19 protein-coding genes and 1 tRNA gene are annotated in these 19,695 nt (G+C 64.1%); 10 read left to right on the top strand and 10 right to left on the bottom strand.

Going from position 1 to position 19,695, the window contains the following annotated elements:
• Positions 1-30 precede the first annotated feature (30 nt).
• The 3 genes from tsf to hrpB all read right to left on the bottom strand — a co-directional run bounded on the left by tsf (position 31) and on the right by hrpB (position 4,595).
• Positions 31-972 (bottom strand): translation elongation factor Ts, encoded by a 942-nt coding sequence (tsf, locus tag AC4PRM_RS14760; protein ID WP_492040432.1) that lies wholly within the window; start codon positions 970-972, stop codon positions 31-33.
• A 94-nt stretch (positions 973-1,066) separates the two neighbouring features.
• On the bottom strand, positions 1,067-1,978 hold the full coding sequence (rpsB, locus tag AC4PRM_RS14755) for a 30S ribosomal protein S2 (RefSeq protein ID WP_487922251.1): 912 nt from the start codon (positions 1,976-1,978) through the stop codon (positions 1,067-1,069).
• 154 nt (positions 1,979-2,132) lie between these two features.
• A complete protein-coding gene (gene hrpB / locus AC4PRM_RS14750) occupies positions 2,133-4,595 on the bottom strand; it encodes an ATP-dependent helicase HrpB (RefSeq protein WP_492040431.1) in 2,463 nt (820 codons plus the stop codon).
• A 194-nt stretch (positions 4,596-4,789) separates the two neighbouring features.
• Here hrpB and AC4PRM_RS14745 point away from each other — a divergent pair, with 194 nt between their 5' ends.
• The 6 genes from AC4PRM_RS14745 (at position 4,790) to AC4PRM_RS14720 (ending at position 11,246) form a co-directional block, all read left to right on the top strand.
• A complete protein-coding gene (locus tag AC4PRM_RS14745; protein WP_373257662.1) occupies positions 4,790-6,448 on the top strand; it encodes an amino acid permease in 1,659 nt (552 codons plus the stop codon).
• A gap of 95 nt (positions 6,449-6,543) precedes the next feature.
• A tRNA-Leu gene (locus AC4PRM_RS14740) sits at positions 6,544-6,628 on the top strand.
• A 145-nt stretch (positions 6,629-6,773) separates the two neighbouring features.
• Complete coding sequence (locus AC4PRM_RS14735) at positions 6,774-7,847, top strand: PA0069 family radical SAM protein (protein ID WP_492040430.1); 1,074 nt, start codon at positions 6,774-6,776, stop codon at positions 7,845-7,847.
• Between the two features lie 112 nt (positions 7,848-7,959).
• A complete protein-coding gene (gene cysD / locus AC4PRM_RS14730) occupies positions 7,960-8,871 on the top strand; it encodes a sulfate adenylyltransferase subunit CysD (RefSeq protein ID WP_373257665.1) in 912 nt (303 codons plus the stop codon).
• Positions 8,872-8,918: 47 nt separating this feature from the next.
• Positions 8,919-10,760, top strand: a complete 1,842-nt coding sequence (gene cysN, locus AC4PRM_RS14725; protein ID WP_492040429.1) for a sulfate adenylyltransferase subunit CysN — start codon at positions 8,919-8,921, stop codon at positions 10,758-10,760.
• A gap of 81 nt (positions 10,761-10,841) precedes the next feature.
• Complete coding sequence (locus AC4PRM_RS14720) at positions 10,842-11,246, top strand: DoxX family protein (protein ID WP_492040428.1); 405 nt, start codon at positions 10,842-10,844, stop codon at positions 11,244-11,246.
• A gap of 45 nt (positions 11,247-11,291) precedes the next feature.
• Here AC4PRM_RS14720 and wrbA read toward each other — a convergent pair whose 3' ends face one another.
• The 3 genes from wrbA to AC4PRM_RS14705 all read right to left on the bottom strand — a co-directional run bounded on the left by wrbA (position 11,292) and on the right by AC4PRM_RS14705 (position 13,457).
• The gene (gene wrbA, locus AC4PRM_RS14715; RefSeq protein WP_492040427.1) at positions 11,292-11,894 is read right to left on the bottom strand and encodes an NAD(P)H:quinone oxidoreductase; all 603 of its coding nucleotides are present in this window, start codon (positions 11,892-11,894) and stop codon (positions 11,292-11,294) included.
• Positions 11,895-11,967: 73 nt separating this feature from the next.
• Positions 11,968-12,465, bottom strand: coding sequence for a hypothetical protein (locus AC4PRM_RS14710; RefSeq protein ID WP_492040426.1), 498 nt, complete (start codon positions 12,463-12,465; stop codon positions 11,968-11,970).
• On the bottom strand, positions 12,429-13,457 hold the full coding sequence (locus tag AC4PRM_RS14705; RefSeq protein WP_492040425.1) for a D-alanyl-D-alanine carboxypeptidase family protein: 1,029 nt from the start codon (positions 13,455-13,457) through the stop codon (positions 12,429-12,431). The genes AC4PRM_RS14710 and AC4PRM_RS14705 overlap by 37 nt, the downstream gene beginning before the upstream one ends.
• Here AC4PRM_RS14705 and AC4PRM_RS14700 point away from each other — a divergent pair.
• The 3 genes from AC4PRM_RS14700 to AC4PRM_RS14690 are packed head-to-tail and all read left to right on the top strand — an operon-like array spanning position 13,456 to position 16,502.
• Positions 13,456-14,886 carry an MFS transporter gene (locus AC4PRM_RS14700; protein ID WP_492040424.1) on the top strand — a complete coding sequence of 477 codons (1,431 nt, stop codon included), beginning with the start codon at positions 13,456-13,458 and terminating at the stop codon, positions 14,884-14,886. The two genes, AC4PRM_RS14705 and AC4PRM_RS14700, sit on opposite strands and share 2 nt — an antisense overlap.
• Positions 14,883-15,674: a nucleoside triphosphate pyrophosphohydrolase gene (mazG, locus tag AC4PRM_RS14695; protein WP_492040423.1), complete on the top strand. Its 792-nt coding sequence runs from the start codon at positions 14,883-14,885 to the stop codon at positions 15,672-15,674. Before AC4PRM_RS14700 ends, mazG begins: the two co-directional genes overlap by 4 nt.
• A 45-nt stretch (positions 15,675-15,719) precedes the next feature.
• Positions 15,720-16,502 carry a DUF1223 domain-containing protein gene (locus tag AC4PRM_RS14690; RefSeq protein WP_492040422.1) on the top strand — a complete coding sequence of 261 codons (783 nt, stop codon included), beginning with the start codon at positions 15,720-15,722 and terminating at the stop codon, positions 16,500-16,502.
• A gap of 178 nt (positions 16,503-16,680) precedes the next feature.
• On the opposite strand, the gene AC4PRM_RS14685 is transcribed toward AC4PRM_RS14690, so the two are convergent.
• The gene (locus tag AC4PRM_RS14685; RefSeq protein ID WP_492040421.1) at positions 16,681-17,073 is read right to left on the bottom strand and encodes a hypothetical protein; all 393 of its coding nucleotides are present in this window, start codon (positions 17,071-17,073) and stop codon (positions 16,681-16,683) included.
• Between the two features lie 124 nt (positions 17,074-17,197).
• Between AC4PRM_RS14685 and AC4PRM_RS14680 the strand changes: the two genes are divergently transcribed.
• A complete protein-coding gene (locus AC4PRM_RS14680; RefSeq protein ID WP_492040420.1) occupies positions 17,198-17,557 on the top strand; it encodes an endonuclease domain-containing protein in 360 nt (119 codons plus the stop codon).
• 65 nt (positions 17,558-17,622) lie between these two features.
• Here the strand turns inward: AC4PRM_RS14680 and AC4PRM_RS14675 are convergent, their stop codons facing one another.
• From AC4PRM_RS14675 to hfq, 3 genes are read right to left on the bottom strand one after another with little or no spacing between them, the layout of a single operon-like run.
• Positions 17,623-18,078 carry a hypothetical protein gene (locus AC4PRM_RS14675; RefSeq protein WP_492040419.1) on the bottom strand — a complete coding sequence of 152 codons (456 nt, stop codon included), beginning with the start codon at positions 18,076-18,078 and terminating at the stop codon, positions 17,623-17,625.
• Positions 18,079-18,104: 26 nt separating this feature from the next.
• Positions 18,105-19,433 carry a GTPase HflX gene (gene hflX / locus AC4PRM_RS14670; RefSeq protein WP_492040418.1) on the bottom strand — a complete coding sequence of 443 codons (1,329 nt, stop codon included), beginning with the start codon at positions 19,431-19,433 and terminating at the stop codon, positions 18,105-18,107.
• Positions 19,434-19,679, bottom strand: a complete 246-nt coding sequence (hfq, locus tag AC4PRM_RS14665) for an RNA chaperone Hfq (RefSeq protein ID WP_168048505.1) — start codon at positions 19,677-19,679, stop codon at positions 19,434-19,436.
• Positions 19,680-19,695: the final 16 nt, after the last annotated feature.

The following is a 19,695-nucleotide window of genomic DNA, read 5'->3' as shown; positions in this document are numbered from 1 at the left end:
TTCGTTAGTTCAGCCGTAGGGCTGGCTCGATCAGTTGCCGCCCATCATGGAGGCGACTTCCGAGGCGAAGTCCGGGCCTTCGACCTTCTCGACGCCTTCACCCAGCGCCAGGCGGACGAAGCCGGCCAGGTGCAGGCCGGGCGCGCCCAGTTCCTTGCCCGTGTCGGCGACCAGCTGCTCGATGGTCACGTCGGGGTTCATGACGAACGGCTGTTTGATCAGCACCACGTCCTTCTGGAACTTGTTGATCTGGCCTTCGACGATCTTGGCGATCATGTTCTCGGGCTTGCCTTCTTCCTTGGCCTTTTCGGTCAGGACTTCGCGTTCCTTCTCGACGGCGGCGGGGTCCAGATCGTCCGTGTTCAGCGACAGCGGAGCCGTCGCGGCCACGTGCATTGCGATCTTGCGGCCCAGTTCGCGCAGGGCGGCCTTGTCGCCACCGCCGTGCAGGGCGACCAGCACGCCGATGCGGCCGACGCCGGGCGACACGGCATTGTGGACGTAGGAGGCGACGACGCCTTCATCGACCGACAGGCGGGCGGCGCGACGCAGCTGCATGTTCTCGCCGACCGTGGCGATCAGGTTGGTGACCTCGTCCTGGACCGTCTTGCCGGCTTCCAGTTCGGCACCGTGCAGGCCCTCGACCGTGGCGTGCTCCAGACCCAGCTGGGCGAACGACTTGGCGGCGTTCTGGAACAGTTCGTTGCGGGCCACGAAGTCCGTCTCGGCGTTGAACTCGATGGCAGCACCGACTTCACCGGCTCCGACTTCCTTCGATGCGACGGCGACCAGGCCTTCGGCGGCCACGCGGTCAGCCTTCTTGGCGGCCTTGGACAGGCCCTTGGCGCGCAGCCAGTCGACTGCGGCATTGATGTCGCCGTCGGTTTCCTGAAGCGCCTTCTTGCAGTCCATCATGCCGACGCCCGACTTGGCGCGCAGTTCCATGACGAGGGCGGCTGTGATCTCGGCCATTGTATAGCTCCTTGGGTATTCGAATGCGGGAACGGCCGGGCTGATTTAGCCCGGCCGTATGTCAGTTTTCGCCGTCAGATACGGGCGGGTCGGTTCAGACCGCGGCCTTCTCGGTTTCGACGGCGTCATTGGCGTCGGACGCTGCAGCCTGAGCGGCTTCATCGGCGACGGCCGGTTCAGCAGCGGCTTCCATTTCAGCGGCGACGGCCTCCGTACCGGCCGGGGCGGCTTCGGCTTCAACCTTGGGGGCTTTGGCTTCGCGCAGCATGGGCTCGTCCGGGTTGACGGCAGCACCGAGGTCCACGCCCGACTGCGAGGCACCGGCCGCCAGACCGTCGAGGACGGCATCGGCGATCAGGTCGCAATAAGTCTGGATGGCGCGGGCGGCGTCGTCGTTGCCGGGGATCGGATAGGTGATGCCGTCCGGGTCGGAATTGGTGTCCAGGATGGCGATGATCGGAATGTTCAGCTTACGCGCTTCAAGGATGGCGATGGCCTCCTTGTTGGTGTCGATCACGAACATGATGTCCGGCACGGAGCCCATGTCCTTGATGCCGCCCAGCGACAGTTCCAGTTTGTCGCGCTCGCGCGTCAGGGTCAGCAGTTCCTTCTTGACCCGGCCTTCGCCACCGGTTTCCAACAGGGCGTCCAATTCACGCAGGCGGGCGATGGAGCCCGACACGGTACGCCAGTTGGTCAGGGTGCCGCCGAGCCAGCGGTTGTTCATGTAGTATTGGGCGCAACGCTTGGCGGCCTCGGCGACAGGATCGGCGGCCTGGCGTTTGGTGCCGACGAACAGCACGCGCCCCCCCTTGGCGGCCACGTCGCGCACGGCGACCAGAGCCTGGTGCAGCAGCGGGATCGACTGCGACAGGTCGATGATGTGGATGTTGGAGCGCGAGCCGAAGATGTAGCGATCCATCTTCGGGTTCCAGCGGTGCGTCTGGTGACCGAAGTGTGCGCCGGCTTCGAGCAACGAACGCATGGAGAATTCTGGCAGAGCCATGAGGGTAGTGTCCTTTATCCGATTGATCCGCCGCAGGCGTTGAAAGGTCAGATGACCCTCGGAACGGTGCAAACCGGGATGTCTCCCCGACTTGCGCCACGCCTGCGTGTGAAGTGGGGGCGTCTCTAGGCGCGATGGGCATAAAAGGCAAGCGTCACGTCCCGCGCGGCTTTGCACGAGACGTCGCCTCTGCAATAGCCGGGTCTTCGGGCCATGGGTGGCGGGGGTAGCGACCGCGCATCTCCGCCCGAACCGCTGCCCAGCTGCCGGCCCAGAAGCCTGGCAGGTCCTTCGTCACCTGAACCGGACGGCGCGCCGGCGACAGCAAGGCTAGGGTCAGGGGTACCGATCCGCCGCCCACATTCGGATGTTGCGTGACACCGAAAAGCTCCTGAACCCGGATGTCGACGCGCGGCCCGCCCTCGGCCGCATAGTCGATGACGGCCGAGCCCAGCGGTGTATCCAGCCTCGCCGGTGCCAGAGTGTCGATTGCCCGGTGGCGATCCCATGGGACCAGTGATCTTAATCCCTGCTCCAGTGCGGCGTCGGAGATCGCCGACAGGGCCTGAACACCCTCAAGAAGCGGCCATAGCCAGTCTTGTCGCGTCGCCAGCAATGCAGAATTGGAAACATCCGGCCAGGTGGCGTCCAGCCCATGCAGGAAGGCCAGCCGTGCCCGCAGGCTGGCTGAGCGTTCACCCCAACTTATCTGTATCAGTCCCTCGCGCTCGACCTGTGCCTGCAAGGCCAGCGTTATTGTTGCCCGGTCAGGCGGCCCCATCACCCTCTCATCGACAACGATGGCTCCGATCCTTCGAAGGCGGCGCACGGTCATGCGCCCCGACGGCTCCTGCACCAATCGGTCTTCGACCTCGATCCGCGCCTCCAACCGTGCGGGATCGACGGGTGCGGCCAGACGGATGCGATCACGGGCATCCCCTCCCCCCATCTCCGCCACCGCCAGCCACGACTCGCGCGCCAGCACATCCGTCGGGTCCAGAAAAGCTCCGCGACCGGACGCCAACAGCACCTCTCCCGGCTTGCCCCGCGCCTTGGCGACCCGCTCCGGGAAGGCTTCAGCCAACAGCCAGCCAGCTTCAACTAAATCTGAATCCACTACCGAGGTTTCAGACCCCTTCCTTGCTGCCCTCGCCCAGCGATCGGCCATCGTCATGGCGTCTCTCGCCCGTTGCGATCGGTCACGGGCCAGACCCTGCAACCGGTCGCCCAGATCGACTGCATTCCCGCCTAGTCCAGGCTCGCTGAGCACTGCCGCAACCCTGGCCCCCAATCCGGCGTCCCCGCCATCAGCGGCCACACAGACCATATGCGCCAGCCTCGGCGACAGAGGCATCCGCGTCAGCCTCTGTCCGTGCGAGGTCAAAGCCCCCGCTTCATCCAGCGCGCCCAGTCGCCCGAGTATCGTCCGCGCCTCTGCAAACGCGCCCGCAGGTGGCGCATCCAGCAATATCAGCCCGTCCACATCGGTTCGCCCCCAGCGCGCCAGGTCAAGCGCGAACCCCGTCAGGTCCGCCTCAAGTATCTCCGGCCGTTGATGGGGCACCAGTCCTCGCGTCTGCTCCTCGTCCCACAGACGCAGGCAGACCCCCGGCTCCGTCCGGCCTGCCCGCCCTCGCCGCTGCTCGGCCGACGACTTGCTGACCTTGACCGTTGCCAGTCGGGTCAGGCCACTCGCCGCCTCAAATCGGGGCACCCGCGACAATCCCGTATCGATCACAACCCGAACGCCGTCGATCGTGAGACTGGTTTCCGCGACCGAGGTGGCCAGCACGACCTTGCGGCGTCCGGGTGCCGCAGGTTCTATGGCCCGATCCTGAGCGGCTCGATCGAGCCCGCCATACAGCGTCACCAAATCAACCGTTGGGTCACGCAGCCGTTCGGCCAGCTTCTGCGCTGTGCGGTGGATTTCGCCCTGCCCAGGCAGGAAGACCAGTAAAGACCCCGTCTCCTCGCCCAGCGCCTGGACAACCGCACGCGTCACGGCGTCCTCCAGACGCTCGACCGGATTGCGCCCGAGGTAGCGCGTCTGGACCGGAAATACTCGTCCCTCGGCCTGGATCACGGGAGCAGTTGCACCGTCGGCGTCCGCCAGCAACCGCGACACGCCCGCGATATCCAGCGTCGCCGACATGACCAGCAGCCGCAGGTCGTCTCGCAGGATCGTTTGACTCTCGCGCGCCAGGGCCAGCCCCAGGTCCGCATCCAGGCTGCGTTCGTGAAACTCGTCGAACAACACTGCCCCGACCCCCTCCAGGCCGGGATCGTCCAGAATCATGCGGGTAAAGACGCCCTCGGTGATCACCTCGATCTGCGTCTGCGGCCCGATCCGACTTTGCAGGCGGGTGCGATAGCCGACGGTCTCGCCCGGTTGCTCACCCAGCGTCGCCGCCATTCTCTCTGCCGCCGCTCGCGCCGCCAGTCGGCGTGGCTCCAGTACCAGCACGCGCTGATCGCCCAGCCACGGCTGCTCCAGCAGCGCCAGTGGCACGACGGTCGTCTTGCCTGCTCCTGGCGGCGCAGCCAGCACAACGGCATTGCTGGCCACAAGCGCGGCCTTGAGCGGTTCCAGAACAGCGTGGATAGGCAGAAGGGTCATGCGACTCGACAGATGCGAGGTGCGCCAGGCGCATCCTGCGATGTGCTTTAGACGCCTCTACCAGCTTCACGAAAGCGTCGTCGGGCCTTCACCATTCCTAAACCGCGTTGCCAGCGCCGTCTTGCCCCGCTAGCGTCCGCGCCATTGAAGGTGGCCCGGGGAGGGTTCACCGTAGTATCAGGGGGCGAGACTCTATGTCCGCAGACGGCCTTCGGCCCAAGGGGAACCGCTTTTTCCTCAAGAAATCCATTGCTCAGATCCAGAAGGAAGCCGCCAAGAGCGAGCTGAAACGGACCCTGGGCCCACTCAACCTCATGAGCTTGGGCATCGGCGCCATCATCGGTGCCGGTATCTTCGTGCTGACAGGACAGGTCGCTTCGGCCCATGCCGGTCCGGCGATCATGTTCTCGTTCGTGCTGGCCGGCATCGCCTGCGGCCTTGCGGGCCTTTGCTACGCCGAACTGGCCTCGACCATGCCGGTTTCCGGCTCGGCCTACACCTATGCCTACGGCACGATGGGCGAGGTCTTTGCCTGGATCATGGGCTGGCTGCTGGTGCTGGAGTATGGCGTCGCGGCCTCGACCGTGGCCGTCGGCTGGTCCGGCTATGTCATCTCGATCCTGTCCGACTTCGGCGTGACCGAGAATTTGTTCCCGACCATACAGTACGCCGGTGGCGAAGGACCCCAGTGGGCCACGCCGCTGGTCCAGTATGTCCAGAGCGAGGCTGGCTCCAGCTTCCCGCTGACGGGAACCTTCAACCTGGTCGCCGCCATCGGCATCGCTGCAGTCTGCAGCCTGCTGGTGCTCGGCGTGTCGGAATCGGCCAACATCAACAACGCCATCGTGGTCATCAAGATCATCGTGCTGCTGACGTTCATCTTGGTGGGAGTGCAGTATATCAACCCGGCCAACTGGGATCCCTTCATCCCGGCCCAGGGCGCGACCTGGGACCAGTTCGGCGTCGGTGGCATCTTCCGTGGGGCCTCGATCATCTTCTTCGCCTATGTCGGCTTCGAAGCGGTCTCGACCGCTGCGGCCGAGGCCAAGAACCCGTCCAAGGATGTCCCCGTCGGCATCTTGGGTGCGCTGGTGGTCTGTACGCTGATCTACATGGCCGTTGCGGCCGTCATGACCGGCGTGGTGCCCTATCTGGAGTTGGCCTCGCCCGCCCCGATCGCCGTCGCCATCGACCGCATGGCCCTGACTTGGGCCAACATCCCGCTGGCCGTCGCGCCGGGTGGGCAGTTGAACCTGATCAGCTTCCTGATCAAGATCGGTGCCATCACCGGCCTGTCCTCGGTCATGCTGGTGCTGTGCTACGGTCAGACGCGCGTCTTCTATACGATGGCGCGCGACGGCCTGCTGCCCAAGGCCTTTGCGATCATCCATCCGAAGTTCCGCACCCCCTGGATCGGCACGATATTGCTGGGCATCGTCATCGCGGTGGCGGCGTCCTTCCTGCCGATCTCCATCCTGGGCGACCTCGTCTCTCTGGGTACGGCCAGCGCCTTCGCCATCGTCTGCCTGTCGGTGATCATGCTGCGCCTGAAGCATCCGGAGATGGAGCGTCCGTTCAAGGTTCCGGGCGGCATCTTCACAGCTGTGCTGGGCATCCTGGCCTGTGCGGCCCTGGCCGGTCTGAACTTCATCCCGATGGTTCAGCACGCCCTCAACGACAACCCGCTGCCCCTGACCATCCTAGGCATCTATGCGATTGTTGGTGCTGTGGTTTACATCGCTTACGGCTATTGGAACTCCAAGCTGGCCAAGGGCATCGACATCACCGAGGAGACGACCATCACCTCCCCGGCCGCCGCCTTCGGCGAGGGTGTCGACAACCAGAAGGACTGATCCTTTCAGTCCTATCGATACAGCAAAGGCCCGGGAGCGATCCCGGGCCTTTCGCTTTTGCGCGGCATCGCCTAGAGGCATTCTCCAAGACCTATGCGGATGTGGCGGAACTGGTAGACGCACTGGATTTAGGTTCCAGCGCCGCAAGGCGTGGAGGTTCGAGTCCTCTCATCCGCACCACCTGTGTTGCCCTATCGCACATCGCGCGGCGAACTGCTGCTTGAGGGCTAGGTGGCCGCCCCTCTAAGCACAGGCCGTTATCACGGTCGATAAGCGCGGCCGTTGTTGTTCTTGATTTGTTCCGTTCCGGTGCTATCCTCTTGGAATGGCTGAAGCGGAAAAGGGACGAGGGGCACGGTCGAACGCGACCGGGCGATTCGAACCGGAAACTGTTCAGGCATTCGATGACGGCTGGACCGATCAGGATGCCGAGGCTGCGCCCCTGCGCACGACCCTGACGCCCGAGCACGCCCGGACGATCATCGCCAGGAATACCAGTCCGGACATCGGTTTCGACCGGTCAATCAACCCTTACAAGGGCTGCGAACATGGCTGCATCTACTGCTACGCCCGTCCGTCCCATGCCTGGATGGGCCTATCCCCGGGCCTGGATTTCGAGAGCCGACTGTTCTGGAAACCCGAAGCGGCGCGTCTGCTGGAGCAGGAACTCACCCGCCCCCGATACGTCTGCAAACGCATTCACATAGGCGGCAATACCGATCCGTATCAGCCGGTCGAGCGCGAGCTGAAGTCCACGCGCGGCGTGCTGGAAGTGTTGCAGCGCTTCCGCCACCCGTTCAGTATCATCACCAAATCCGTGCTGATCACGCGCGATGCCGATATCTTGGGACCCATGGGCCGCGACGGCCTGGCCTCGGCCTTCGTCTCCATCACCACCCTGGACCGGGGCTTGGCCCGCGCCATGGAACCTCGCGCTTCCACGCCCGCCAAACGGCTGGAGGCTATCTCGCGCCTGGCCGAGGCCGGGGTGCCCATCGGTGTCGGCTTCGCCCCCGTCATCCCCGGTCTGAACGACCATGAGCTGGAAGCCGTCCTGGAGGCCGCCGCCAAAGCCGGAGCCACGACGGCCATGTACGTCACCCTGCGTCTGCCGCTGGAGATCAAGGATCTGTTCCGCGAGTGGCTGGCCGACGCCCGTCCGGACCGCGCAGCCCGCGTCATGTCCCTCATCCGTCAGACGCGCGGCGGCCGCGACTATGATCCCGACTGGAACACGCGCATGAAGGGAACCGGTCCCGTCGCCGAGCTGATCGCCACCCGCTTTCGGGCCGCAGTCAAACGTTACGGCCTGGACGCCCCGCGCCACCTGCTGGACGAAAGCCAGTTCCGGGTCCCCGCAGATGCGCGTCCCCAGCGGGATCTTTTTCTGGACGACTGAGCATCCCGGGACCAGATTGCGTGGGTTGGAACATTCAACTTGTCCATGACCTCACACCGTAACTGCATCGCCGCGCGTCATAAACGTGCGTACGTGCCAAATGAAGCATCCCATGAAGTCTCCTGCTGCACCAAAACATCTGCGGGAACTAGAAGCTCAGAGCATCCATATATTTCGTGAGATCGTCGCTGAGACCCAGAAGCCGGTGATGCTGTATTCGATGGGTAAGGACTCAGCGGTCATGCTGCATCTGGCTCGAAAGGCGTTCTTCCCTGCGGCGCTACCTTTCCCTCTGCTTCATGTCGATACCACCTGGAAGTTTCGGGACATGTACGCGGATCGCGATCGGGTCGCATCGCTGCCCGATATCGAGTTGATAGTTCACGAAAATCCTGCAGCCAGAGACCTTGGTATCAATCCTTTCGACGACGGCCCGGATCGTCACACCGCCATGTGGAAAACGGACGGCCTGAAACAGGCGCTCACTCTGCACGGCTTTGACGCCGCCTTCGGAGGGGCAAGGCGTGATGAGGAAAAATCGCGGGCAAAGGAACGTATTTGCTCATTTCGAGGCAAGGATCACCAGTGGGACCCTCGCCAGCAAAGGCCGGAACTCTGGGCGCTATTCAACACCCGAAAGAGACCTGACGAAAGTCTGCGCGTCTTTCCACTATCGAACTGGACGGAAATGGATGTCTGGCAATATGTCCGCTGGGAAGCCATTCCTGTTGTTCCCTTGTATTTCGCTTCAAACCGGCCGGTCATTGAACGCAACGGCACACTCATCATGGTTGATGATGAACGCTTTCGGCTCCGCCCCGGCGAGTCCCCTTCCATCCAATCAGTGCGCTTCCGAACTCTGGGCTGTTACCCATTGAGCGGAGCGATTCTGAGCAAGGCTTCAAACCTTGATGACGTAATTGCGGAGATGGCGGCGGCAAAAACTTCAGAACGCCAAGGTCGGCTCATCGACCACGACACTGCGACCTCGATGGAGATTAAGAAGCAGCAGGGTTATTTCTGATGTCGGGCGAGCCAGCCAGAAATCCGAATGTTCCCGATGACCGGCCCATGTTGAGGTTCATAACCTGCGGCTCCGTCGATGACGGAAAATCCACCTTGATTGGGCGGCTTCTACACGATGCCGGCTCCGTCCTGAGCGATCACCTCGCTGCCTTGAGAACGGATAGTCAGCGTTATGGCACCACTGGCCAAGATGTCGATTATGCACTGCTCATTGACGGTCTGTCAGCGGAGCGTGAACAGGGAATCACGATCGACGTCGCCTATCGTTACTTCTCCACGCCGCAGCGAAAATTTATCGTCGCTGATACCCCTGGGCATGAACAGTACACTCGAAATATGGTGACGGGGGCGTCCACAGCCGATGCCGCCGTGGTTCTGGTGGATGCCCGCAAGGGGCTGCTTAACCAGACTCATAGGCACGCCTATCTGGCTTCCTTGCTTGGCGTTCGTCATTTAATCTTGGCCGTCAACAAGATGGACTTGGTCGGCTGGTCGTCGGATGCCTTCGAGCGCATATCCCAAGAGTTCAAGACTTTCTGCGATGGACTAGAGCTGGCATCGGTCCACGCCGTGCCGATATCTGCGTCACTGGGTCAAAACCTGGTGTCGCAAGACGACAGCATGCCGTGGTACGATGGTCCCACGCTGCTGGCTCTGCTCGAAACTCTCGATACTACTTTGCCTGTCGCGACAGCCCCATTTCGATTTCCCGTCCAGTGGGTCAACAGACCAAACCAGGATTTTCGGGGCTACTCGGGTCAAATCGCCGCCGGTACGATAAGGCCTGGCGATAGAATAATGAGCCTGCCTTCCGGCATCATGACGCATGTCAGTCGATTGGTGACCGCTGATGGTGACCTGGGGGAGGCTAACGTCGGCCAATCCATCACGCTGACGCTCGCTGATGATATCGATGTTGCGCGCGGGGACATGCTCTGCGCTCCAGATAGTCCGGCCGTTATGGCAGACCAGTTCGAATGTTCCCTGATCTGGTTGAGCGATGAACCCATGTTGCCGGGGCGACGATACCTGATGAAAATCGGGACGCGCTTGGTGGAGGCGACTATCTCCGAGCTGAAATACAAACTGGACGTCAGTACACTAGAGCATCATGCCGCGAAGAAGTTGGCGCTCAATGAAGTGGGATTCGCCAATCTTTCCCTGACGAGTCCGGTCGCCTTTGAGCCGTACAGAGACAACCGCGTGCTCGGAGGTTTCATCCTGATCGACCGATCGTCCAATGCGACCGCCGCATGCGGACTGATAAATTTTGCCTTGCGTCGTGCGCACAACATTTCCTGGCAGCCCATTACCATCGACAAGCGTGCGCGTGCCGTAGCCAAACACCAGAAAGGTCGGGTCGTATGGCTAACAGGCCTGTCCGGGGCCGGAAAGTCCACAGTCGCAAATCTCGTTGAACAAGCGCTACACGGCTTGGGTCGCCACACGTATTTGCTTGATGGGGACAACGTTCGTCACGGTTTGAACCGTGATCTCGGCTTCACAGAAGAGGACAGGGTCGAGAACATTCGACGTGTGGCCGAGGTCTCGCGCCTGATGGTCGATGCGGGACTGATTGTTCTGGTCAGCTTCATTTCGCCATTTCGTGCCGAACGCGATATGGCGCGGCATTTAGTGCAAGCAGACGAATTCGTCGAAGTTTACATTTCGACGCCTCTTTCAGTCGCTGAAAGTCGCGACCCCAAGGGGTTGTACAAAAAGGCGCGTGCGGGTGATCTGAAAAATTTTACGGGGATCGACAGCCCTTATGAGCCTCCGCTCGCGGCAGAAATCGTGATCGATACGACAACGACCTCCGCAAAAGAAGCGACTTCGACCATAGTGGAATGGTTGGAGCGAACAATGAAGATAGACGATATGATGTAGTCTAAAGGTATTATCCACAACTCCGATTATTGTTTCTTTGTGAAACTGGCCTATCGTCTTTGTGCATAAAGAGGAGCGAATGTGAATACGGCTAGCCTTTCTGCTTTATCACCGCGCATACTGAGCGTTCTCCGGATTGTGTCGGGTCTGCTGTTGCTGCAGCATGGGACACAGAAGATTTTGCACTTCCCGCCGGGCGGTCAGGGCGGTGGCATCGATCTTTCTACCCTCGCCGGATGGTCAGGGCCGATCGAGCTGGTCGGTGGCGTCCTTATCATCCTGGGTCTCTTCACGCGAGGCACGGCCTTCATCCTGTCCGGTTTCATGGCTGTGGCCTACTGGATGGTGCATGCGCCCCAGAGCCCCTACCCTATCGTCAATCAGGGCGAGTTGGCCGCACTGTACTGCTTCGTCTTCTTCTACCTGATCTTTGCCGGGCCCGGAGCCTGGGCTGTCGATAATCTCCGCGGCAAGCGCCGCCGCTGATTGAGCCGCCGTCGCCGGACTGACTGGCGACGGCACTCCAACTGTTTAGCCAAACAGCTTCTTGGCCACCTCGGCGATATGCCTGCCTTGGAAGCGAGCACCGTCCAGTTCGTTCTCGCTGGGCATGCGCGAGCCGTCGCCGTTGGTGATGGTCGTGGCACCGTAGGGCGAGCCGCCCGTGATCTCGTCGTTCCGCATCTGGCCCTGGAAGGAATAGGGCAGACCGGCCACCAGAATGCCGTGGTGTATCAGCGTCTGGATCATGCCGATCAGGGTCGTCTCCTGCCCGCCGTGCTGGGTCGCCGTGGCAGTGAAGACGCCACCGACCTTGCCTACCAGCTTGCCCTGGAACCACAGCCCGCCGGACTGATCCCAGAAGTTGCGCATCTGCGAGGCGACCGTGCCGAAACGCGTACCAGCCCCGACGATGATGGCATCGTAATCGGCCAGGTCCTGGACCTTGGCGATGGGGGCCGCTTGATCCAGCTTGTAGCCGCTCGACTTGGCCAGTTCGTCTGGCACCGTCTCGGCAACGCGCTTGATGTCGACCGTGGCCCCTTCAACCGAGCGCGCGCCCTCGGCGACCGCTTCGGCCATGGTTTCCAGATGGCCATAGGTGGAATGATAAAGGACCAGAACCTTGGGCATTTCGCTCTCCGCTTGGACGGCGCGCCAATTCGCAACCGCATCTGTAGCGGATATAATCTTGCCCCTTTGGATTTCAAGCCATGTGGGCCGGCAGTGGGCAGACGCGGTGATAGAAAGCCCGATCCGCCGGCGTTCGTTCCCCGCGCGACAGCCGAAAGCGATGCTCTACGACCATGGCCTGCTGCTCAATATTCAAAGCGTCCCAGCGGCAGTCGTCACTGACCGCATACCGATAGGAGTCCGCATGGTCCCCGGCCCTCAGCTTGGCGGTCAGCAGATTGACCCCGGTCTGGGCCTGCCAGATGTGAACCAGTTCATGGATCAGGACGGCCTGGAGCCTCAGCGGGGCAGCGGCGAAGTCGCGGGGAAGTTGCCGAACCGGCCAGGCGATCCAGTCGCGGCCAAACCATCGCCCCGGCACGAAGGCGCGATCAAAGGGCCAGGGCGTCGGGAAGAACCGAACCGTCGCCAGATCGACCGCGTCACCCAGAGCCTCCCTCGCCAGCCCCTGCTCACCCGGTGTCAGGCCCCGGATCACGACGCGCCGCTCTCGCCCGTCGGACCGATCCATTCCCAGTGCCAGGGCTCGAAGGCATAGGGCACGAAGCCGAAGCGCCGGGCATTGCGGACCAGCCACATATAGGTCTGCGTCTGGCTCATGGCCGCGCGGCTGGCGGGGCTGGTGTTGTCGACGCCCAGACCCGGAGCCTGACCGACATAAAGATCGACGGCCGTGCCCGTGCGATGGGCGGAACAGACCGCGCGCCTGAGGCCGTCGCAATTGCCCTGGGCCGCGCATCGGGCGGCGTCGGCCTCGGGGTCGCGGAAGCCGGAGAAGATTTGCAGCAGTTCGGGGTTGGCCGCGACCTCGGGCACCTCGCGCCGGGCGGCCTGCACCATCCGGCGATAGGCGACCAGTACGTCGCGGCGCAGCAGGCGGGTCAGGCGGTCAGCGTGCTCTTCTTCCTCGACCAGATAGCCGAGTTCGGACAGAGGCGGCGGGGCCGGGCAAGGCTCTCCCCTCACCCGCGCCATGATGAAGGGGCGGCGCTCCTGCCAGATGCCCTTGAAGACCTGAAAAGCGGCGTCGTCGAAGATGCCGTTGGCGATGAGCCCGCGCTGCGACTGGAACTGCGCCAGAGCCTGGGCGAAGCGGACGGTGCCGACGCCGCAACGGGTGCCGATCTCCTGCTGGATCAGGGGCACATAGGTCTGCCAGCCCCACTCCACCTGATTGAAGGGGGTCCACTCCAGCGAGTTGACCGAGATGAAGTTGGCGAAGGCCGCGCCGTCCCAGTCGGGAGAGGTCGCCTCGCAGGCCTCGGCCTGATCGCGCGCCTGGGCTGCGACCGGTTGGGCCGCAAAGATCAGACACAGGGCGGCCAGCAGGCCGGGCACGAGACGAGTCCACATGGCGGCATGCTGACCCCAGGCCTGTGGCGGCGGCAAGGCCATTTCCGCGCTGCCGGTGACGAAAGCGTCACCGCCCGTCTCGCGCCCTGCCCGCAAAGGCGGCATGGTGCGACAGGCCGATTCACCGGCTTTCCAGATGGACCCGTCCATGACCGACGCCCCCGTCGCCGCCCCTGCCGCCACAGCCGCCGCGCCGCGTCGCAGCAATGGCGTTCTGGCCGCCTTCTCCGCCGCCTGCCTGCCCTATGCGGCGCTGGGCCTGCCGGTCTATGTGACCCTGCCGGAGTTCTATGCCAGCCATGTGGGCGTCGACCTGGCCGTGGTCGGGCTGATTTTTCTGATCATCCGGATGGCCGACATCGTCGTAGACCCGGCGCTGGGGATGGTCATCGACCGGACCCACAGCCGCTTCGGACGCTACCGGCTGTGGATGGGGCTGGCGGCACCGGTGCTGATGCTGGCGGTCGGCATGCTGTTCATGGCGCGGCCCGGGGCGGGACCGGCCTATCTGACTGTCTGGCTGGTGGTGCTGTCGCTGGGCTTCTCGGTCAGCCTGCTGTCGCAGGTCAGCTGGGCCTCGGCGCTGTCATCGGACTACAACCAGCGCTCGCGCATCTATGGCTGGTGGCAGACGGCCAACATCATCGGTGTGCTGGCGGTCCTGCTGGTGCCTGTGCTGGTCCAGAACATGGGCTGGGGCGACTATGCCCGGGCTGTGCAGTGGCAGGGGTGGTTCATCATCATCGCCCTGCCCGTCTCGCTGGCCATCACCTTCGCCTTCACGCCCGAGCCGCCGCCCGGACCGGCGACGGCGGCCGAGACGCGTTTCGGCTATCTGGCCCTGTTCAAGCGGCCGGTGATCCAGCGGCTGCTGGGGGCGGACCTGGCGCTGGGCATCGCGCGGGGCGTGGTCGGGGCGCTGTTCTTCTACTTCTTCGAGGCGGCGCGGGGGTTCGAGCGGGCGGAGACCTCGATCCTGCTGCTGGTCTATTTCGTGTTCGGCCTGTTCGGGGCCCCGGCCTGGAGCTGGCTGGCGGTCAGGCTGGGCAAGCACAAGGCGCTGATCTGGGCCTGCGTCTATTTCGCCGTCACCCTGATGTTCGCCGCCTTCCTGGCGCCCGTGCTGGTCGAGCCGGCACGGTCGGCGCTGGAGGGCATGACCGGCAATCCGGCCCCCTATGCCGACCTGCTGATGGCCGGGGCGATGGTGGCGCTGGTCGGGCTGGCCTTCGCCTCGGGCGACCTGCTGCTGCGAGCGATGATGGCGGACGTCAGCGATCAGGTGCGGCTGGATGACGGTGCGGACCGGACGGGCCTGCTGTTCTCCATCCTGACGGCGACGTCGAAGCTGGGGTATGCGGTCTCGGTCCTGACGTTCGCAGGGCTGCAGATGGCCGGGTTCGATCCGGGTCTGGGTGGACAGAACTCTGGCCCGGCCCTGATGTGGCTGCAGATCATGTTCGCCGGCCTGCCCGCGCTGTGCCTGCTGGTGGCGGCGGTGGCGCTGCACCGCTATCCGCTGGATCAGGCACGCCATGCCGAGATCCGGGCGGCGCTGGACGCGAAGGCCCAGGGATGAGCACCCCCATCGACCGCCTGAACGCCATCATGGCCCGGCTGCGGGCGCCCTTGGGCGGCTGTCCGTGGGACGTGGAGCAGACCTTCGCCACCATCGCCCCCTATACGATCGAGGAGGCCTATGAGGTGGCCGACGCCATCGAGCGCGGAGACTATGACGACCTGAGGAGCGAGCTGGGCGACCTGTTGTTCCAGGTCGTCTTCCACGCCCGCATGGCCGAGGAACAGGGGCTGTTCGTCTTCGACGACGTCGCCAACGCCATGGCCGACAAGCTGGAGCGGCGGCATCCGCATGTGTTCGGCGACGAGGCGGCCAAGGCGGACGGCGTGGCCCAGAAGGCTCGGTGGGAGGACATCAAGGCGGCCGAGCGGGTGGCGAAGGCCCAGCATGGGGTGCTGGACGACGTGCCGGTCGGCCTGCCCGCCCTGGCCCGGGCGGCCAAGCTGACCAAGCGCGCGGCCCGCGTCGGCTTCGACTGGCCCTCGACCGACGAGGTCTTCGACAAGCTGCACGAGGAGGTCGCCGAACTGCGGGTCGAGATCGCCGCCGGCGACCTGGACAAGGCGCGCGAGGAGATGGGCGACCTGCTGTTCGTCGTGGCCAACCTGGCGCGCAAGCTGGGGGTCGAGCCCGAGGACGCCCTGCGCGGGGCCAATGCCAAGTTCGTGCGCCGGTTCGGCTTCATCGAGGCGGAACTGGCGAAGGATGGGCGGACGCCGGAGCAGAGCGATCTCGCCGAGATGGACGCCCTGTGGGACGCGGCCAAGGCGGCGGAGCGGGCGCTCTGAAGGTCGTCCTGTAACCTGACCGGCGGTAGCGCCGAATAGCCTGGTATGAGCCAGCCGACTGATCTGATCCCAACCGCATCAATGCGCCGTCGACGGTTCCCGTCGCTACGCCTGATCGGACTGGCCGCAGCCGTCGCGGTGGCGACAACGGTCGGGGCTGTATCTGTGGCTCCAGCGAGGCCGGAGGCGTCGCCGCCCCCTCCGACCGAGCTGACCGTCGTGGAACTGTTCACCAGTCAGGGCTGCTCATCCTGCCCGCCGGCCAATGCCAATCTGTTGCGGCTATCCGACCGCCCGGACATTCTGGCGCTCAGTTTCGGCGTGACCTACTGGGACCAGCTGGGGTGGCGCGACACCTTTGCCCAGCCGGCCTTCACCGCCCGCCAGCGCGACTATCAGCGAGGCCTGGGCAACGGCAACGTCTGGACGCCGCAGATCGTCGTCGATGGACGCGAAGACGTCGTGGGCGGGCGCATGAGCGAGATCGAGCGGGAGATCGCGCGGCACCGCGCCTTCACCGGGCCCACTATCCGCTTTCAGGGCCGAGGAGTCGGCCTGGCGGGCGGCGAGGCACCGCGTCAACCGGCCGATGTCTGGCTGGTCCGCTATGAGCCCCGACCGATCGAGGTGCCGGTGGCGCGGGGCGAGAATACCGGCCGCACCCTGCCCCACGCCAATGTCGTGCGCGAACTGGTGAAACTGGGCCAATGGCGGGGCCAGACGGTCGGCTTTGCCACGCCCGTGTCGGACCGACCCGGCCTGCGCACGGCCATCCTGGTTCAGACAGCGTCGGGTGGCCCGATCCTGGCCGCGGCCCGGCAGGGATAGCGGTCGACGATCGGAGGCCGCCCCTACGCCTGAGCTATGATTTGGACTCCGGAAAAACCGGGTGCAAGGAGTCCAATCCGTGAGGTTCTGACTGCGAACCTTCGGCCATCGCATTCAGATCGTTGGTGTTTTCGTCTTCCACCGCGAACAGGGTCAGGGGGTCGCGGTTGGACTCGAGCTACGGGGTCACGATGTCGGGCAGTTCGGCCATGACGTGGTCGCGGGCCTTGTCGGCGAGGCGGTCGTAGACGCGCAGCCAGGTCGAGGCCTCGGACGCGCGGCCCGTGCCCAGAGCGCGGCGAATGTTCAGAAAGGCCTCCTGGGCCAGGTCGGCGAAGCTGACGGCGTCGTCGGGATGGTATTCGCCGGGCTCGGGCGGCGCGTCACAGGTGGGCTGATCCATCCGCCGCCAGCCCCCGACCCGCGCATGCAGCCGGAACGAACTGAGCGACATGCCGTACCGCTGACAGATATGCGTCGCCTTCACGCCCGCCAGATACTCCCGCCGCGCATGATCCCAGACATTGCCGCTGTCTTCATCGTAGTCGGCGGGATTGATTTGCGTGCTCATCGACATGGCGCGCAGTCTGGCATGCGGGTACGTCAGAAACGGTCGTGGCTGCGGCGCGCTTGACGTCTCCTCCCCGTTCCGCAGGAATGGGGAGGGGGACCGCCCGAAGGGTGGTGGAGGGGATATGGTTTCGCGCAAAACGGTCGTGAGAGCCAGAGACCTCCGTCGTCGGCTGACGCCGCCCGAAGCGCGTCTATGGTTATGCCTTCGTCGCGAGCAACTGCGCGGTCTGAAGTTTCGTCGGCAACATCCAATTGGCCCGTTCATTCTCGACTTCTATTGCGCCGAAGCGAAGCTGGCGGTCGAGGTGGACGGTCAGTCCCACGACTACCCCGATCGGATCGAACATGACCGCCGACGGACAGTATGGCTGCATCAGCAAGGTCTTAGGGTGATCAGGCTGGCGGCAGAGGACGTGCGCGTGAACCTTGAAAGTGTGCTCGAGTTCATTGCGCGCGTCGCCAACGAGAGGCGCGGTTGTTAGACCCCTCCACCACTTCGTGGTCCCCCTCCCCATTCGCTTCGCGAACAGGGAGGAGACAGCTTAACCTAATGCGCTCCGGCCTGCCAAAATGAGAGCGCTATCTCTCCGTCGCCGTCCTCGCACTCCAACTTGACCACGAACTCCCGATCCGGAAAGTCGCGGGCGAGCTTCACGCGGTAAATGTCAGCCAGCACTTGGCCTAGATAGATCGCCCGCCTTTGCACAAGCTCGGACCAGACTTCGCCGTTTGGAACAAAGAGATCGACGAGCGACAGGACGTTGAGGCCGCCTTCGGTGGTCTGCCGCGATGCTTGCACGCTTTTCCATTCGCGGAGACCGTCTTCGGAGTAATCCGACCTTAAAACGCAGTCGTCCACGACAACAAAAGTCGGCCAGAAAAGATCGCAGAAGGCGATCGCGTGATCGGACCGACTTCCGCAGTAGAGCCAATCGAGCGGAGATATTCCGCGACCGTGGTTCCAAGCCTCAAGTTCGGGCATCAAGCTTCGCGCGTCGGTCATAGCAAACCATCGCGAGAACCGATGTTCTAATCAAGTGAGCGGACGGCCTGAAACTGCCGCTCGAACCGCCCCATGGCCTGCGGGTCCAGCCGCACCGTCAGATGGGTCCGCCCCTCGGCATCTGTATCGCGCGCCGTAACCCGGCCGTGTTCGTAGAGCCAGGCCAAGGCCTCGCCCTGGGAGGGTTGCAGGACCAAGTCCATTTCAGGGTCATCGTCGATGAGTTCGGTGATGGCTTGTCGCAGGGCCTCGATCCCCTGCCCTGTCCAGGCGGAGACGGCGACGGCCGTGTTGCCGGAGCGGGCCGCCTGGCCCTCGATGGCTTCGCGCGCCTCGGGGTCGAGCAGGTCGGTCTTGTTCCAGACCTCCAGGATGCGGCGCGGCTTGACCGTGCCGTCGGCGGCAGTCGGTTGTTCGATCTGTTTCAGGACCGTCTCGACGTCCCGGGCTTGGGCCGCCGTGTCGGTGGAGGCGATGTCGCGGACGTGAAGGATCAGGTCGGCCTCGCCCACCTCTTCCAGCGTGGCGCGGAAGCTTTCGACCAGTTCGTGCGGCAGATCGGAGATGAAGCCGACGGTGTCGGCGATGATGGCGGGGCGCCCTTGCGGCAGGCGGATGGTGCGCTGGGTCGTGTCCAGGGTGGCGAACAGCAGGTCCTTGGCCATGACCTCTGACCCCGTCAGACGGTTGAACAGGGTCGACTTGCCGGCATTGGTGTAGCCGACCAGGGCGATGGTCGGGAACGGCACCTTCTGGCGCTGTTTCCTGTGCAGGCCGCGCGTGCGACGGACCTCGTCCAGCTCGACCTTCAGCTTGACGATGCGGTCGGCGATCAGGCGGCGGTCCAGCTCGATCTGGGTCTCGCCGGGGCCGCCGGTCGAGCCGGTGCCGCCGCGTTGCCGCTCCAGGTGGGTCCAGGTGCGGACCAGGCGGGACTTCTCATAGTCCAGCCGGGCCAGCTCGACCTGCAGCCGGCCCTCCTTGGTGCGGGCGCGGCGGCCGAAGATTTCCAGGATCAGCCCGGTGCGGTCGATGACCTTGCAATCCCACGCCTTTTCCAGATTACGCTGCTGGACCGGGGTCAGGTCGTCGTCGATGACCACGGCCTCGGCCTCTGCGGCGGTGACCAGGGCGGCCAGTTCCTCGACCTTGCCGGTGCCGAACAGGGTGGCGGGCGTGACCTTGCGCAGGCGCACGATTTCTTCGGCGCGCACGTCCAGGTCCAGCGCGCGGGCCAGGCCCACCGCTTCTTCAAGCCGTTCCTCCGCCGCGCGACTGCTTTCGCTGCGTCCATCGGGGTGGATGACGATCGCCCGGATCAGCGGGACGGCGTGGTCGATGAGTTTTTGGGTCAATCAGTCTTCGTCGGCGTCAGGCTCGTACAGCTGCACGGGTGCTGACGGCATGATGGTGGAGATGGCGTGCTTGTAGACCAGTTGCGACTGGCCATCGCGGCGCAGCAGCACACAGAAGTTGTCGAACCAGGTGACGATGCCCTGCAGCTTGACGCCATTGACCAGGAAGATGGTCAGCGGCGTCTTGGTCTTGCGGACCGAGTTGAGGAAGGTGTCCTGAAGGTTCTTGGATTTGTCTTGCGACATGGCAGGTTTGCCCCTG

The sequence above is a fragment of the Brevundimonas sp. DW-iso22 genome, from assembly GCF_058725425.1.
This window is presented reverse-complemented; position numbering and strand designations above follow the sequence as displayed.

Bases quoted from the DNA above. Each gene is read 5' to 3' on its own strand.
- tsf (WP_492040432.1), bottom strand. From the start codon at position 972: ATGGCCGAGATCACAGCCGCCCTCGTCATGGAACTGCGCGCCAAGTCG.
- rpsB (WP_487922251.1), bottom strand. From the start codon at position 1,978: ATGGCTCTGCCAGAATTCTCCATGCGTTCGTTGCTCGAAGCCGGCGCA.
- hrpB (WP_492040431.1), bottom strand. From the start codon at position 4,595: ATGACCCTTCTGCCTATCCACGCTGTTCTGGAACCGCTCAAGGCCGCG.
- AC4PRM_RS14745 (WP_373257662.1), top strand. From the start codon at position 4,790: ATGTCCGCAGACGGCCTTCGGCCCAAGGGGAACCGCTTTTTCCTCAAG.
- AC4PRM_RS14735 (WP_492040430.1), top strand. From the start codon at position 6,774: ATGGCTGAAGCGGAAAAGGGACGAGGGGCACGGTCGAACGCGACCGGG.
- cysD (WP_373257665.1), top strand. From the start codon at position 7,960: ATGAAGTCTCCTGCTGCACCAAAACATCTGCGGGAACTAGAAGCTCAG.
- cysN (WP_492040429.1), top strand. From the start codon at position 8,919: ATGTTGAGGTTCATAACCTGCGGCTCCGTCGATGACGGAAAATCCACC.
- wrbA (WP_492040427.1), bottom strand. From the start codon at position 11,894: ATGCCCAAGGTTCTGGTCCTTTATCATTCCACCTATGGCCATCTGGAA.
- AC4PRM_RS14710 (WP_492040426.1), bottom strand. From the start codon at position 12,465: ATGGATCGGTCCGACGGGCGAGAGCGGCGCGTCGTGATCCGGGGCCTG.
- AC4PRM_RS14700 (WP_492040424.1), top strand. From the start codon at position 13,456: ATGACCGACGCCCCCGTCGCCGCCCCTGCCGCCACAGCCGCCGCGCCG.
- AC4PRM_RS14705 (WP_492040425.1), bottom strand. From the start codon at position 13,457: ATGGACGGGTCCATCTGGAAAGCCGGTGAATCGGCCTGTCGCACCATG.
- mazG (WP_492040423.1), top strand. From the start codon at position 14,883: ATGAGCACCCCCATCGACCGCCTGAACGCCATCATGGCCCGGCTGCGG.
- AC4PRM_RS14690 (WP_492040422.1), top strand. From the start codon at position 15,720: ATGAGCCAGCCGACTGATCTGATCCCAACCGCATCAATGCGCCGTCGA.
- AC4PRM_RS14685 (WP_492040421.1), bottom strand. From the start codon at position 17,073: ATGAGCACGCAAATCAATCCCGCCGACTACGATGAAGACAGCGGCAAT.
- AC4PRM_RS14680 (WP_492040420.1), top strand. From the start codon at position 17,198: ATGGTTTCGCGCAAAACGGTCGTGAGAGCCAGAGACCTCCGTCGTCGG.
- AC4PRM_RS14675 (WP_492040419.1), bottom strand. From the start codon at position 18,078: ATGACCGACGCGCGAAGCTTGATGCCCGAACTTGAGGCTTGGAACCAC.
- hfq (WP_168048505.1), bottom strand. From the start codon at position 19,679: ATGTCGCAAGACAAATCCAAGAACCTTCAGGACACCTTCCTCAACTCG.